A 12477-nucleotide genomic window follows, 5' to 3' on the forward strand; every position below is an offset into this window, starting at 1 on the left:
GCTGGAACCTAGCGTAAATGGGTGCACGCTCCCACTTCCGGGGGCGGACGTTGATACGAAGAGGTTTCCGATGTCCCAACGCATTTCCGTTTTTCTCGCGGCGCTCGCCCTGTTGGCCGGGATGCTTGCCGGGGCTGCGCCCGCTTCCGCCGATACGGCAGACATTTCGCCCCCCGGCGCCAACAACTGGTCCTGCAAGCCCTCCGCTGAGCATCCTTATCCGGTCATCCTCGTTCCAGGCACCTTCGAGAGCATGCTCAAGAACTGGTCCACGCTCTCGCCGGTCCTTGCAGGGCAGGGATACTGCGTCTTCGCACTGAATTACGGCACCACCAACGGGGTTCCGGCCACGGGGCCTGTAACCGAGTCCGCCCGCGAGCTGTCCTCCTTCGTCGATGCAGTTCTCGCTGCCACCGGCGCCAAGAAGGCTGACCTCGTGGGGCACAGCCAGGGTGGCATGATGCCCCGTTACTCCATGGGGTTCCTGGGCGGCGCCCGGAAGGTCAACCACCTGATAGGGATTGCACCCTCGAACCACGGCACCGAAGGCGTGATCGCCCCGGCACCGGAAGACTTCCCGGCATCCACCGGGGACATGGAATTCGTGTGCCAGGCGTGCGCGGACCAGGAAGCGGGCTCGGCGTTCATGACCGAGCTGAACTCCATCGGCGATACCGTGGCGGGTCCGTATTACACCGTCATTTCAACCAAGTACGACGAAGTGGTCACCCCCTACACCAGCCAGTTCCTGGCCGGCTCCGCCCGGCAGGTCACCAACATCACCATCCAGGACAAATGCCCCCTGGACCTGGTTGAACATGACCAGGCTCCGAACGATCCCGTGGTCCACCGGCTGGTCTCGCACGCCTTGGCGTCACCCGGCCCGGCTGACCCGACGTTCCAGCCGAGCTGTATCTAGCCCCCGCCCGGCGGGAGGACGCCTGCGCCGCAGCCAGGAACCGTTGGTGGCCCGGTAAGTCCCCGAAGCACAAAGAGGCGGCACCCTTGCGGATGCCGCCTCTTTGGTTTGACCGGCTTTGCCGGGCCGGTTACAGCCCGGCGCCTACCTGTTCCCTGGCGCCCGAGTCCTCGCCCTGGCCTGCGAGGCGGAGCCAGGTGTCCACCACGGTGTCAGGGTTCAGGGAGACGGAGTCGATGCCCTGGCCGGCGAGCCACTCGGCGAAATCGCTGTGGTCGCTCGGGCCCTGGCCGCAGATGCCCACGTACTTGCCGCGGGCCTTGCAGGCCTTGATGGCCATGGACAGCAGCTTCTTGACCGCGGGGTTGCGCTCGTCGAAGCCGCCTGAGACGAGGGCCGAGTCCCGGTCCAGGCCCAGCGCCAGCTGGGTCATGTCGTTGGAGCCGATGGAGAATCCGTCGAAGTACTCCAGGAACTCGTCCGCGAGCAGGGCGTTGGACGGCAGCTCGCACATCATGATGACTTCGAGGCCGTTTTCGCCGCGCTTGAGGCCGTTCTCAGCCAGCAGGTCGATGACGCCGCTGGCCTCGTCCAGGGTCCGCACGAACGGGATCATGAGTTTGACGTTGGTCAGGCCCATCTCGTTCCGGACGAAGGACAGTGCCTCGCACTCCAGGTCGAAGCAGTCCCGGAAGGACGGCTCCAGGTAGCGGGACGCGCCGCGGAAACCAATCATCGGGTTCTCTTCGTGCGGTTCGTAGGCAGGCCCGCCGATGAGGTTCGCGTACTCGTTGGACTTGAAGTCGGACATCCTGACGATCACCGGTTCCGGCGCGAAGGCAGCCGCAATGGTGGCCACGCCCTCCGCCAGCCGCTTGATGTAGTAATCGCGCGGACCTTCGTAGGCCGCGATCCGTTCGCGGATTTCCGCGGCAACATCGGCCGGCTGGTCCTCGAGGTTCAGGAGGGCCTTCGGGTGGATGCCGATCTGGCGGTTGATGATGAACTCGAGCCGGGCCAGGCCCACGCCGTGGTTGGGCAGCTGGGCGAAGGTGAACGCCTGCTCGGGGGTGCCCACGTTCATCATGACCTTGACCGGAACTTCGGGCAGCTGGTCAACCTCGGTCTCGTCCACGCTGAAGTCCAGCAGGCCTTCGTAGATCAGGCCCGTCTCGCCGTCGGCGCAGGAAACGGTGACTTCCTGGCCGTCGCGGAGCGTTTCGGTGGCGTCGCCGGTTCCGACCACGGCGGGGATCCCCAATTCGCGGGCGATGATCGCTGCGTGGCAGGTACGTCCGCCGCGGTTGGTCACGATCGCGGCGGCACGCTTCATGATCGGTTCCCAGTCCGGGTCCGTCATGTCCGCCACCAGCACGTCGCCGGTCTTGAAGCTGGCCATCTGGTCGATGGCGGTGAGGATACGGACGCCGCCGGCGCCGATCCGCTGGCCGATCGCACGGCCTTCGGCCAAGACCGGGCCGGTGCCGTTGAGGCGGAAACGGCTCAGGTTCCCTGCGGCGCGCCGGGACTGCACGGTTTCCGGGCGTGCCTGCAGGATGTACAGGCCGCCGTCGATCCCGTCCTTGCCCCACTCGATGTCCATGGGCCGGCCGTAGTGGTTTTCGATGGCGATGGCGTGCCGGGCGAGCTGCTCGACATCTTCATCGCTGAGGCTGAACCGGTTCCGCTGGTCGGCGGCAACCGGGACCAGGTCGATGGTGCGCCCGATTTCTTGGTTGGCGGTGTAGGTCATCTGCAGGGCCTTCTCGCCCAGACCGCGCTTGAGGATCGCGGGCCGGCCAGCACGCAGCGCCGGCTTATAGACGTAGAACTCGTCCGGGTTCACGGCACCCTGGACTACGGCCTCGCCCAGGCCGTAGGAGGACGTGACGAACACGGCGTCCTGGAACCCGGACTCGGTGTCCATGGTGAACATGACGCCGGACGCGCCGACGTCGGAGCGGACCATGCGCTGGATGCCCGCCGAGAGTGCCACTTCAGCGTGCTCGAACTTGTGATGCACCCGGTAGGCGATGGCGCGGTCGTTGTAGAGGGAGGCGAATACGTCCTTGATCGCCAGCAGGATGTTGTCGATGCCGCGGACATTCAGGAACGTTTCCTGCTGACCGGCGAAGGACGCGTCCGGCAGGTCCTCGGCCGTTGCACTGGAGCGGACAGCCCAGGAGAGGTCCTCGTGGCCGCCGTGCTTGTCCACCAGCTGCTGGTAGGCGTCGCGGATCTGCGATTCGAGGTTGGGCAGGAACGGGGTGTTGCGGATCAGGCTGCGGATTTCCTTGCCGGCAGCGGCCAGGGCGGTGACGTCATCGGTGTCGAGCCCCACCAGCCGGTCGGCGATCTTCTGGTCCAGGCCGGAGCCGGCCAGGAAGTTCCGGTAGGCATCCGCGGTCGTAGCGAAACCATCCGGGACCTGGACCCCGGCGGAGGTCAGGTTCTGCACCATCTCACCGAGGGAGGCGTTCTTCCCGCCTACCCGGTCCAGGTCCTTGAGTCCCAATTCCGAGAACCACAGGATCTCTGTTGTCATTCTTACTGCTCCTTCGCAGGTAATGGCATGCCTAGATGCGTCCTCCTCCGGCGATGGCCGGGGGACAGGGCGCAAGTCCGTCCACAGTGACAGGTCTGTGGCGGTCTTTCCATATGACGTCTGCCACACGGAGTTTGTGAAAACTTTCCCTAATGCTTGAGGTTCATCCGCTGGAGGATGGTCGCAGCCATTTCCTCTACGGAGACGGTGGCCGAGTTCAGGTACGGAATCCTATGCGAAACATACAACTGCTCGGCGCTGCGGAGCTCAAATCCGCACTGCCGCAGCGACGCGTAGGAGGAACCGCGGCGGCGTTCCGTGCGGATCTGGCTCAGGCGCAGCGGGTTGGAGGAGAGGCCGAAACACTTCGCAACGTAGGGGCGCAGCGGTTTGGGGAGGCCTTCCCGGCCGAAGTCCTCGTCCACCAGCGGGAAGTTCGCGGCGAAGATCCCGTGCTGCAGGGCCAGGTACATCGTGGTGGGGGTCTTGCCGCAGCGGGACGGCGCCACCAGGATCACCTGGGCCTTTTCCAGCGCGCGGAGGCTCTGGCCGTCGTCGTGCTCCATGGCGTACTCCACCGCCGCCATCCGCTTTTGGTAGAGCTCGGCGTTCCCCACGCCGTGCGCCCGGCCCGGTTCGCCGCTCGCCGGGGCGCCCAGGGCGTGCTCGAGCTGCCCCACATGCGTGCCGATCAGGTCGACGATGGTTCCCTTGCATTTGCCCACGGCCTCGCGGATGTCGCTGCTGACCGCGGTGGAAAAGACGATGGGCCGCAGCCCGTGGGCAGCCAGCTTGTCAATGCCGTCCACCACCTTGCGCGCCTGCTCCACGGACGTAATGAACGGGACGGTGATGCGGTCAAAGCGGTTGCCTGGAAACTGGGTCAGGAGGGTGTTTCCGAGGGTCTCGGCGGTGATTCCCGTGCTGTCCGAGAGGAAGTAGACAGGCCGAACGTCGTTGTTGGTCATGCCCTCATTGTTCATCAGGACGGGGCGCCGGGCCATTCGGCATCCCGCCGCCCTATTTCTTGGTCAGCCTGTACCGTTCGATCTGCCGTAATCGCCGCAGGAGGCTGTCGCGCCGCGGGTGCGGGACGGCGTCGGGCGCTTCCGCGGTGAGGTCGATGTGCTTGGTGCCGTACTGCCACAGGAGGAGATCGTCCAGCAGGCGGTCCGGGCCGGGGGAGTAGCGGTGGTCCAGGGCCTTGCGCACCTCGGTGATGCGGTTGGCGCTGAGCAGCCCGGCCAGCTGCATGGTCTGGTTGAGGCCGTGGGCGGCCAGGAGCTCGGCGGCCCAGCCCCAGTCGTCATCCACCTTGCGGTCCACGTGCGGAAGGAGGGTGCGCCACACATCGCGGATGCGGTTGGGCGTCAGCGGCGCCGCGCCCTCGCCGTCCATGTCCCAGAAACTGCGGACCTCCTCGTAGCGCTCGTGCAGGTCGGCGAAGGCGGTCTCCACGGTTTCCAGCATGGCTGCAGTCGCCGTGAACTGGCGGTCGAAGTGCGGCGTCCAGGCTCGCGGGTCCTCGGCCTTGAAACGGATGTCGTGCTCGATCTCGCTCCAGGCGTGCGCGAAGATGGTCCGGATCTGGCACTCGAAGAAGTAGCTGCCGTTGGGCGGAATGTCCGGGTTGAAGACCTGCTGGTACTCCTTGACGGCCTCGTTCTGGAGGGTTCGCAGGATCAGGTGCCGGCTGGAATAGCCGTAGGTGCCCGACTCGATCGAGCCGATGTCCTTTTCCCGGTCGCCGCGGCAGTCGAAGAGCTGGCGCTGGCGCTTGATGATGTTGGCCACCACCGCGTTCTCGGCCGGCAGCTTGGTGATGACCCGGATGCCCACCATGTCATTCAAGGTGCGGAACGGGTCCGGGAACTTCAGCACCGGCGGCCCGCCTGGCTCCAGCGGCTCCTCAACCCTAGAGATCTTCTCGCGGAAGGACTCAACGGTCTTGGTCCGGCCCGTGACGAACAGCGGGGTGACCTCGGTGTCCTTGAGCATGTCCCGGGTGAGCGTGAGGACGTCCCGGGTGACCAGCTTCAGGGCAGGGCGGACGCGCTCGTAGATCTCCACGTTGTGCTGCACGGATTCGCGAAGAGTTGCGTCCAGGCTGTCCCAGTTACTCGGCATGGCTCCAGCTTACGGCGGGGGTGTGACACATGGCGGGACCGCGTGCCTAAGGTAAAGGAACCAGCCCGCCGGACCGAAAGCCCTGCCATGCCTTCCTACGCCGAATTTCCGTTCTCCCAAGTAGACGTCTTTGCCCCCGGCCCGCTGCCCGGAAATCCGGTGGCCGTAGTGCACGGCGCGGACGCCCTGACCACCGGTCAGATGCAGCGGTTCGCCAACTGGACCAACCTCTCGGAAACCACATTCCTGCTGGAACCCAACGCTCCGGAAGCGGACTACCGCGTGCGGATCTTCACCCCCGCGGACGAACTGCCCTTCGCCGGCCATCCCACCCTGGGCACGGCACACGCCTGGCTCACCGCGGGCGGACAGCCCCGGGACAAGGGGGAGCTGGTGCAGGAGTGCGGCGCCGGCCTGGTGCGCGTCCGCGCTGGCGGCCAGTCAGGGGCCGCAGAATATGCGTTTGCCGCCCCGCCACTTCGGCGGTCCGGTCCGGTTGAGCAGGCCACGCTGGAACAGGCGGTGGCGAGCCTGGGCGTTGACCCCGTACGGGTCCTGGGCAGCAACTGGGTGGACAACGGTCCGGGCTGGATGGGCATCAGGCTGGACTCCGCGGAAACCGTCTTGGGCCTGCGCCCGGACTTTGCGGCCATGGGCTCCTTGAACCTTGGCGTCATTGGCGCCTATGGCGCGGGCGGCCCGGCGGATTACGAGGTCCGGGCGTTCGTTCCGAGCCTCGCCGTGCCGGAGGACCCCGTAACGGGAAGTGTCAACGCGGGCCTGGCTCAGTGGATGCGGTGGGAAGGCAACGCGCCGGAGAACTACACGGTCCAGCAGGGCACGGTGCTGGGCCGCGGCGGCCGTATCAGCATCACGAATGAAGCGGACACCACGTGGGTGGGCGGCGCCTGCCGGACCGTGGTCAGCGGCCAGGTCACCATTTAGGTCAGGTAGCCATCTAACCGCCAGCGTCCGTCGGCGCGGCCCGGTCATCAATCCCGGCGGCCAGCCCATCGATCCGCTCCAGTGCGCCGGTGAGCCGTTCCACGGTGGACCACAACGCGGGATGCTGCCGGCGGATGTCCTCAAGCGTGCTTCCGGCAGAACGGAGCGCGCCAAGGTCGAAGCTGACGTTGGTGCGCGCACCGGCCACCGCCGCGCGCAGAGCACCGAAGGCCACCACGACGTCGGCAACCAGGGCGCGGTTGCCGTTGCCTGCCAGCCAGGCGAGGTCGTCCACGGCGGCGATGGCGCGGTCGCCCAGCACCGCGGACGCCTTCGCGGCTTCCACCGAGGCGGCCCGGATAGCCTCGTCGCGCTCCGGGCCCGGATCCAGCCGGAAGGCGGCCCCGAAAGCCTGTGAGGCGGTCGCATCCTCATCAGCCAGGCGCAGCGCCTCGGCCCGAAGGTCCCGGGCGCGCGCCCGGATGCGCTCCACCTCGCCGCCTGCCTCGCCGTCGGCCTCTGAATAGCCCGCCACCATGGAGGTGAGCGACGCCGCCACCGCCAGCATCAGGCCGGTCCCGGCGCCGCCGCCGGGAGAGCCGGTGGACTCGGCCAGCGCGCGGGTCCAGTCCTCAACGGTGGAGCCTTGGGTGGTCACGGCAGCAGAATCATCCATGGCATCCAGTGTGCCCGCTCACCGGGGCGGCAGCGTGGTATTCCCACCGAGTGGCGGCGTCCGGGGCGGAACGGTGCGCCGCTGGCGGGTGGCCTCGATGGCCGAGGCCAGGTGCAGCAGGGTGCTGTCGGTGTAGGCCCGTCCGGCGATGGTCAGCCCCACCGGCATGCCAGTGTCGGCCATGGTCCCCATGGGAACCGTGACGGTGGGAATGCCCAGGTGCCGGAGGGCCAGGTTGCCGTTTGCAACCCATACGCCGTTGCGCCATGCCAGCTCTGCCGCAGCCTCGTTTGTGTCGGCGTCCGCAGGTCCAACATCGGCCGCCGCCGGAAAGACGACGGCGTCCAGGCCGTGCCGGTCCATCCAATCCTCGAGGTCGATCCGCCGGGTCTCCTCCAGCCCGCGCAGGCCTTGGGCCAGATGCGGAATGTCCTCCAGGGCCGGGATCCCGCATTCGCGTGCCCGCTCCACGTACCCGGCAGGGTCGAAATCCAGTTCGGCGTAGCGGTCCGGCAGTGCCCCGTCCGGATGAGGAAAGATGCTGGGCCCGTCGACGTCGGCAAGGCGGTTCAGGGACGGGTCGCCGTTGGCGTCGAGGAAGTCGTTCCAGGACCACATGGACAGATCCCAGAGCTCGCGTTCGAGGTATGCCGGGCTGACGAGTCCGCGGGTGGCGATGGTGGGTGCACCGGGGCGGTCCCCCTCGTAATTGCTGACCACGGGAAAATCCACCTCGACCACCTGGGCGCCTGCGGCCTCCAGGTCAGCCCTCAGGCGCTGCCACAGCTCCAGCACTGAGGGCCTGGTAAGGATTTTCTTCCCGGTGGGGCCGCCAAAACCCGGGGCCGGGTTCGTTCCGGCACCGGGATCGGCATTGATGTACATCCGGGGAACTCCGAAGCGCCGCCCGTCGAGGGCGCGTTCGGCCGACTCCCTGTCCGCGACCGCAAGGGAAGCATAGTCAGCAGGCCGAACGCTGTCCGCCGTCGGGATCTTCACCCAGGGTTGGGTGCGCCAGAAGTCACCGCGGGGCTGGGCGTCGTCGGCGACGATGACGTCCAGGACCTCAAGGAGGTCCGGCATGCTGCGGGTATGTGGCACCACCACGTCCATCGTGGGTACCAGTGGCCAGTTCCCGCGGACGGAGATGACCCCCCGGGACGGTGTGTACGCGCAGAGGGCATTGTTGGACGCGGGTGCCCGGCCGGATGACCAGGTTTCCTCGGCCAGACCGAATGCGGCGAAGCTGGCCGCCGTCGCGGTCCCGGAACCGTTTGACGAGCCCGAGGCGAAGGCCGCCGTCAGGTACCTTGCGTTGTAGGGGCTCTCCGCCCGCCCGTACAGTCCGCGCTGCATGCCGCCGTTGGCCATGGGCGGCATGTTGGTCAATCCGATCAGCACCGCCCCGCCTGCCCGGAGCCGCTCGATGGTGAATGCATCCGATCGCGCCACCAGATGTTCGAAGGCAGGAGAACCCGCGGCGACCGTCAGGCCGCGCACCTTGAAGCTGTCCTTGGCCGTGTATGGAATCCCGTCCATCGGTCCCAGCAGCGCTCCGGCGGCGCGGCGATCATCTGACGCCCGGGCTTCGGCGAGGGCTTCGGGGTTCATGGCCACCAACGCGTTCAGCCGGATGCCGCCCTGGTCATACGCCGCGATGCGGGCCAGGTATTGGCGGACCAGGTCCTCACTGCTCACCAGCCCGGCTTCCATGGCGTTGCGGAGCTCCGCAATCGAGGACTCTACGACGTCGAAGTGGCTCATCGGGCGCCCTTCCGGGCGGGCTGCTGCTGCGTGATGCAGTGGATGCCCCCGCCGAAGGCGAAGATATCGCGGGCGTCCACGAGTTCCACTGTGCGCCCCGGATAGGCCTCGGCCAGGATGTCCGCGGCCACCTTGTCATTAGGGTCGTCAAAGGCGCAGAGCACCACCACGCCGTTGGCGACGTAATGGTTGATGTAGGACCAGTCGACGAAACCGCTTCCGTCGTCCAGGACTGTCGGGGCAGGAACGTCAATGATGCGCAGGTGCCGGCCGCGAGCGTCCACAGCATCTTCCAGGATGCTGCGGAGCTCCCGGGTGACCCGATGGTCGGGGTGGCGCGGATCCTCCTGCCGGTGCAGCAGGACGGTGCCGGGTGCTGCGAACGCGGCCACGATGTCGACGTGTCCACGCGTGCCGAACTGGTCGTAGTCGCGGGTGAGCCCACGGGGCAGCCATATGGCCTTGGTGGTGCCGAGCTGCGCGTGGATCTCCGCCTCAACTGTTGCTTTGGTGGCGCCTGGGTTGCGGCCAGGGTCCAGCTGCACGGTTTCTGTCAGCAGGACTGTACCTTCGCCGTCCACGTGGAAGCCGCCACCTTCATTGACCAGGCTGCTGCTTCGCACCACGGCGCCGGCCCGGCCGGCGACAAATGACCCCAGGTGCCGGTCACTCTCCCATGCGGCCCAGTCCTGGCCGCCCCACCCGTTGAATGTCCAGTCGACGGCCGCAACGTCTCCTTCCTTCGTGTGCACGAAAGTGGGGCCGGAGTCACGGAGCCACGCGTCATCGAGGGGTGATTCGACGACGGCGACGTCGCCGCCGAGTTCGGTGCGCGCGATCCCGGCGTCGGCCGGGCGTGCAAGGACAGTGACCGGCTCATACTGGGCAATGGTCCTGGCTGCGGTTCCCCAGGCGTTGCGGGCTCTTGCCAGCGTGCTGCTGCCCGCGGCACCGAACGTGGGGTTGGCTGGCGGAAATGCCATCCAGGTCCGGGTGTGAGGATGCCATTCGGCGGGCATCAGGGGCGCTGCGGAGGAAATGGGGTTCATGGGTCGGAAGGTCCTCGTATCGGAATGGCGCAGCCTTCTTGCCGCACTATAAATGAATGACGTTCATTTATAGTGCGGCAAGAACGCGCGGGATGCAAGGTCTTCCTTGGGAGGGGCCGGTTGGCCTTGACGTGCCGGCTATTCCGGCAGGAGGGCCGCCAGCCCGGAGATCAGCGACTCAAGACCCAGGGTGAAGGCGGCGTCCGCAGGCTTCCCGCCTGACCGGGCAGCGCTGCGTACCGCCGAGGTGAAGTGCGGGGTGGATTCGGCCATGGAGCCCGAATCGAAGATGTCTTCCGGGGCGGTCGCGTCATACGCGGAGCCGAATATAAAGGACTCCAGGGCAACGATCGACGGCACGATCCTCTCCTCGGGGAACCCTGCTTCGGTGAATCCCCTGGTGACGGTTTCGTACATGGCCAGCGTCTGCGGCGCGTCGGTGACGGGCAGGACTGCGATCACCGGAATCAGCGGGGTGTGCTCCGCAAAAACATTGCGGTAGCTCCAGGCCCAGTGGCGCACGGCTTCATCCCAGGGCGCCGCGCCGAACCGGGAAACATCCACCAGTGACGCGAGGTGGTCTTCAACGAGAAGGAGGACGTCACGTTTGGCGGCCACGTGGTTGTAGAGGGCGGACGGGGCCACGTCCAGTTCCCTGGCCAAGGCGGCCATGGTGAGTCCGTCGTAACCCTTACGCTTGACGAGTTTCAGTGCTGCCGCAGTAATTCCGGCTTTGCCCAGGACTGCCGCAGAGGGCCGTCCGGCGCGCCGTCGTCCGACGCCCGGGCCGGCGGTTGAGCGTCCTTGGGCAGCAGGTACTGCAGGCATCACGGCCCTTTCTGTGGTGGTTCCTGCATTATTCCATCCGCTGCCTTCCCGCCGGGCCAGGAAGCGGCTAGGCTAAATAATGAACGTCATTCATTTAGTCGTTCATCGACTTGGACCCCACGCTGTGTGGGCTGCAGAGAGGACATCATGCTGAACCTGAACCGAGACGTCGTGGTCGTCGGAGCGGGGCCGTCGGGGCTGACAGCCGCGCGCCAGCTGAGGCGGGCCGGCCTTACGGTCGCCGTGCTGGAGGCGCGCGACCGCGTCGGGGGCCGGACCTGGACCGACACCGTGGACGGAGCAGTGCTGGAAATCGGCGGCCAGTGGGTTTCGCCGGACCAGACGGCGCTCCTGGAGCTTCTTCAGGAACTGGGGCTGGAAACCTATCCCCGTTACCGCCAAGGCGAATCGGTGTACATCGGCGCGGATGGAATCCCCGTGCGCTATTCCGGTGATACCTTCCCCGTGGAGCCGGCCACCGCCGTCGAAATGGCACGGCTGACCGGGCTGCTGGATGCCCTGGCCGCCGAAATTGGCGCGGCAGAGCCATGGGCCCATCCCAAAGCCCGCGAACTGGACACCATCTCCTTCCACCAGTGGCTGCGTGCGCAGTCGGGCAGCGAGGAGGCGTGCAACAACATCGGCCTGTTCGTTGCCGGCGGCATGCTGACCAAACCGGCGCACTCCTTCTCCGCCCTGCAGGCCGTGCTCATGGCCGCGTCGGCGGGCTCATTCAGCCACCTCACGGACGAGGATTTCATCCTGGACCGGCGCGTGGTGGGCGGGATGCAGCAGGTCTCGCTGCTGCAGGCCGAGGAGTTGGGGGACGACGTCGTCCTCGACAGTCCCGTCCGCACCATCAAGTGGGGTGGGAGTGCCGGCGCCGGCGTCACCGTCATGTCCGACCGCGCCACCGTCAATGCGCGCTTTGTCATCATGGCCGTGCCGCCGAACCTGTACTCCCGCGTATCCTTCGACCCGCCGCTGCCGCGCCGCCAGCACCAGATGCACCAGCACCAGTCGCTCGGTTTGGTGATCAAGGTGCATGCGGTCTACGGCACGCCGTTCTGGCGGGAGGCTGGACTTTCCGGTACCTGCTTCGGCGCCGGATCGCTGGTCCAGGAGGTGTACGACAACACCAACCAGGGGGATCCGCGCGGAACGCTGGTGGGTTTCGTTTCGGATGAAAAGGCCGACGCCGTCTTCGAGTTGGATGCCGAAGGCCGCAAGCGGGCCATCCTTGAGTCCATTGCGGCCTTCCTGGGCCCGAGGGCCCTTGACCCGGAGGTGTACTACGAATCGGACTGGGCCTCCGAGGAATGGACGCGGGGAGCCTACGCATCCAGTTACGACCTGGGTGGTCTCCACCGGTACGGCAAGGACCAGCTGGCACCGGTGGGTCCCATCTATTGGTGTTCCTCGGACCTTGCCGCCGAGGGCTACCAGCACGTGGACGGCGCCATCCGGATGGGCACGCTGACCGCCGCAAGGATTTCCGCTGTTGCAGGAGCTTCGGCTGACGCGATGGCGGCAGTTTCGGCAGGCATCTAGCCGGATTCCGGCTGTACCTGAACGGCAAACGGGCCCCGTCCGGAGAATCTCCGGACGGGGCCCGTTTTATGCC

The 12477-nt window shown here is 66.8% G+C and carries 10 protein-coding genes; 3 read left to right on the forward strand and 7 right to left on the reverse strand.

The genetic code is table 11. The features are described 5' to 3' along the window. The first annotated feature begins 70 nt into the window (after window positions 1–70). Entirely contained in the window at window positions 71–919 is an 849-nt protein-coding gene (locus tag ACIQCN_RS06900; protein ID WP_400610098.1) for an esterase/lipase family protein, read from the forward strand. Between the two features lie 130 nt (window positions 920–1049). Here ACIQCN_RS06900 and ppsA read toward each other — a convergent pair whose 3' ends face one another. From ppsA to ACIQCN_RS06915, 3 genes are all read right to left on the reverse strand, one after another. Continuing rightward, a complete protein-coding gene (ppsA, locus tag ACIQCN_RS06905; protein ID WP_400607844.1) occupies window positions 1050–3464 on the reverse strand; it encodes a phosphoenolpyruvate synthase in 2415 nt (804 codons plus the stop codon). 149 nt (window positions 3465–3613) lie between these two features. Then, window positions 3614–4432 (reverse strand): pyruvate, water dikinase regulatory protein, encoded by an 819-nt coding sequence (locus tag ACIQCN_RS06910; protein ID WP_377216435.1) that lies wholly within the window; start codon window positions 4430–4432, stop codon window positions 3614–3616. A gap of 52 nt (window positions 4433–4484) precedes the next feature. After that, entirely contained in the window at window positions 4485–5591 is a 1107-nt protein-coding gene (locus tag ACIQCN_RS06915; protein ID WP_377216436.1) for a GTP pyrophosphokinase family protein, read from the reverse strand. 87 nt (window positions 5592–5678) lie between these two features. On the opposite strand from ACIQCN_RS06915, the gene ACIQCN_RS06920 reads away from it, so the two are divergent. After that, complete coding sequence (locus tag ACIQCN_RS06920; protein WP_400610281.1) at window positions 5679–6536, forward strand: PhzF family phenazine biosynthesis protein; 858 nt, start codon at window positions 5679–5681, stop codon at window positions 6534–6536. A 13-nt stretch (window positions 6537–6549) separates the two neighbouring features. Here ACIQCN_RS06920 and ACIQCN_RS06925 read toward each other — a convergent pair whose 3' ends face one another. The 4 genes from ACIQCN_RS06925 to ACIQCN_RS06940 form a co-directional block, all read right to left on the reverse strand. After that, the gene (locus ACIQCN_RS06925; protein WP_400610100.1) at window positions 6550–7212 is read right to left on the reverse strand and encodes a cyclodeaminase/cyclohydrolase family protein; all 663 of its coding nucleotides are present in this window, start codon (window positions 7210–7212) and stop codon (window positions 6550–6552) included. Window positions 7213–7230: 18 nt separating this feature from the next. After that, the gene (locus ACIQCN_RS06930; RefSeq protein ID WP_400610102.1) at window positions 7231–8976 is read right to left on the reverse strand and encodes an amidase; all 1746 of its coding nucleotides are present in this window, start codon (window positions 8974–8976) and stop codon (window positions 7231–7233) included. Continuing rightward, window positions 8973–10025, reverse strand: coding sequence for an agmatine/peptidylarginine deiminase (locus ACIQCN_RS06935; RefSeq protein WP_400610104.1), 1053 nt, complete (start codon window positions 10023–10025; stop codon window positions 8973–8975). Before ACIQCN_RS06935 ends, ACIQCN_RS06930 begins: the two co-directional genes overlap by 4 nt. Before the next feature lie 138 nt (window positions 10026–10163). After that, window positions 10164–10853 carry a TetR/AcrR family transcriptional regulator gene (locus ACIQCN_RS06940; protein ID WP_400607833.1) on the reverse strand — a complete coding sequence of 230 codons (690 nt, stop codon included), beginning with the start codon at window positions 10851–10853 and terminating at the stop codon, window positions 10164–10166. A gap of 147 nt (window positions 10854–11000) precedes the next feature. On the opposite strand from ACIQCN_RS06940, the gene ACIQCN_RS06945 reads away from it, so the two are divergent. Further along, the gene (locus ACIQCN_RS06945) at window positions 11001–12404 is read left to right on the forward strand and encodes a flavin monoamine oxidase family protein (RefSeq protein ID WP_400610105.1); all 1404 of its coding nucleotides are present in this window, start codon (window positions 11001–11003) and stop codon (window positions 12402–12404) included. Window positions 12405–12477 lie beyond the last annotated feature (73 nt).

The sequence above is a fragment of the Pseudarthrobacter sp. NPDC092424 genome, from assembly GCF_044754925.1.
GTDB lineage: Bacteria > Actinomycetota > Actinomycetes > Actinomycetales > Micrococcaceae > Arthrobacter.

Coding starts and splice junctions, on each gene's coding strand:
- ACIQCN_RS06900 (WP_400610098.1), top strand. CDS start 71: ATGTCCCAACGCATTTCCGTTTTTCTCGCGGCGCTCGCCCTGTTGGCC.
- ppsA (WP_400607844.1), bottom strand. CDS start 3,464: ATGACAACAGAGATCCTGTGGTTCTCGGAATTGGGACTCAAGGACCTG.
- ACIQCN_RS06910 (WP_377216435.1), bottom strand. CDS start 4,432: ATGACCAACAACGACGTTCGGCCTGTCTACTTCCTCTCGGACAGCACG.
- ACIQCN_RS06915 (WP_377216436.1), bottom strand. CDS start 5,591: ATGCCGAGTAACTGGGACAGCCTGGACGCAACTCTTCGCGAATCCGTG.
- ACIQCN_RS06920 (WP_400610281.1), top strand. CDS start 5,679: ATGCCTTCCTACGCCGAATTTCCGTTCTCCCAAGTAGACGTCTTTGCC.
- ACIQCN_RS06925 (WP_400610100.1), bottom strand. CDS start 7,212: ATGGATGATTCTGCTGCCGTGACCACCCAAGGCTCCACCGTTGAGGAC.
- ACIQCN_RS06930 (WP_400610102.1), bottom strand. CDS start 8,976: ATGAGCCACTTCGACGTCGTAGAGTCCTCGATTGCGGAGCTCCGCAAC.
- ACIQCN_RS06935 (WP_400610104.1), bottom strand. CDS start 10,025: ATGAACCCCATTTCCTCCGCAGCGCCCCTGATGCCCGCCGAATGGCAT.
- ACIQCN_RS06940 (WP_400607833.1), bottom strand. CDS start 10,853: ATGCCTGCAGTACCTGCTGCCCAAGGACGCTCAACCGCCGGCCCGGGC.
- ACIQCN_RS06945 (WP_400610105.1), top strand. CDS start 11,001: ATGCTGAACCTGAACCGAGACGTCGTGGTCGTCGGAGCGGGGCCGTCG.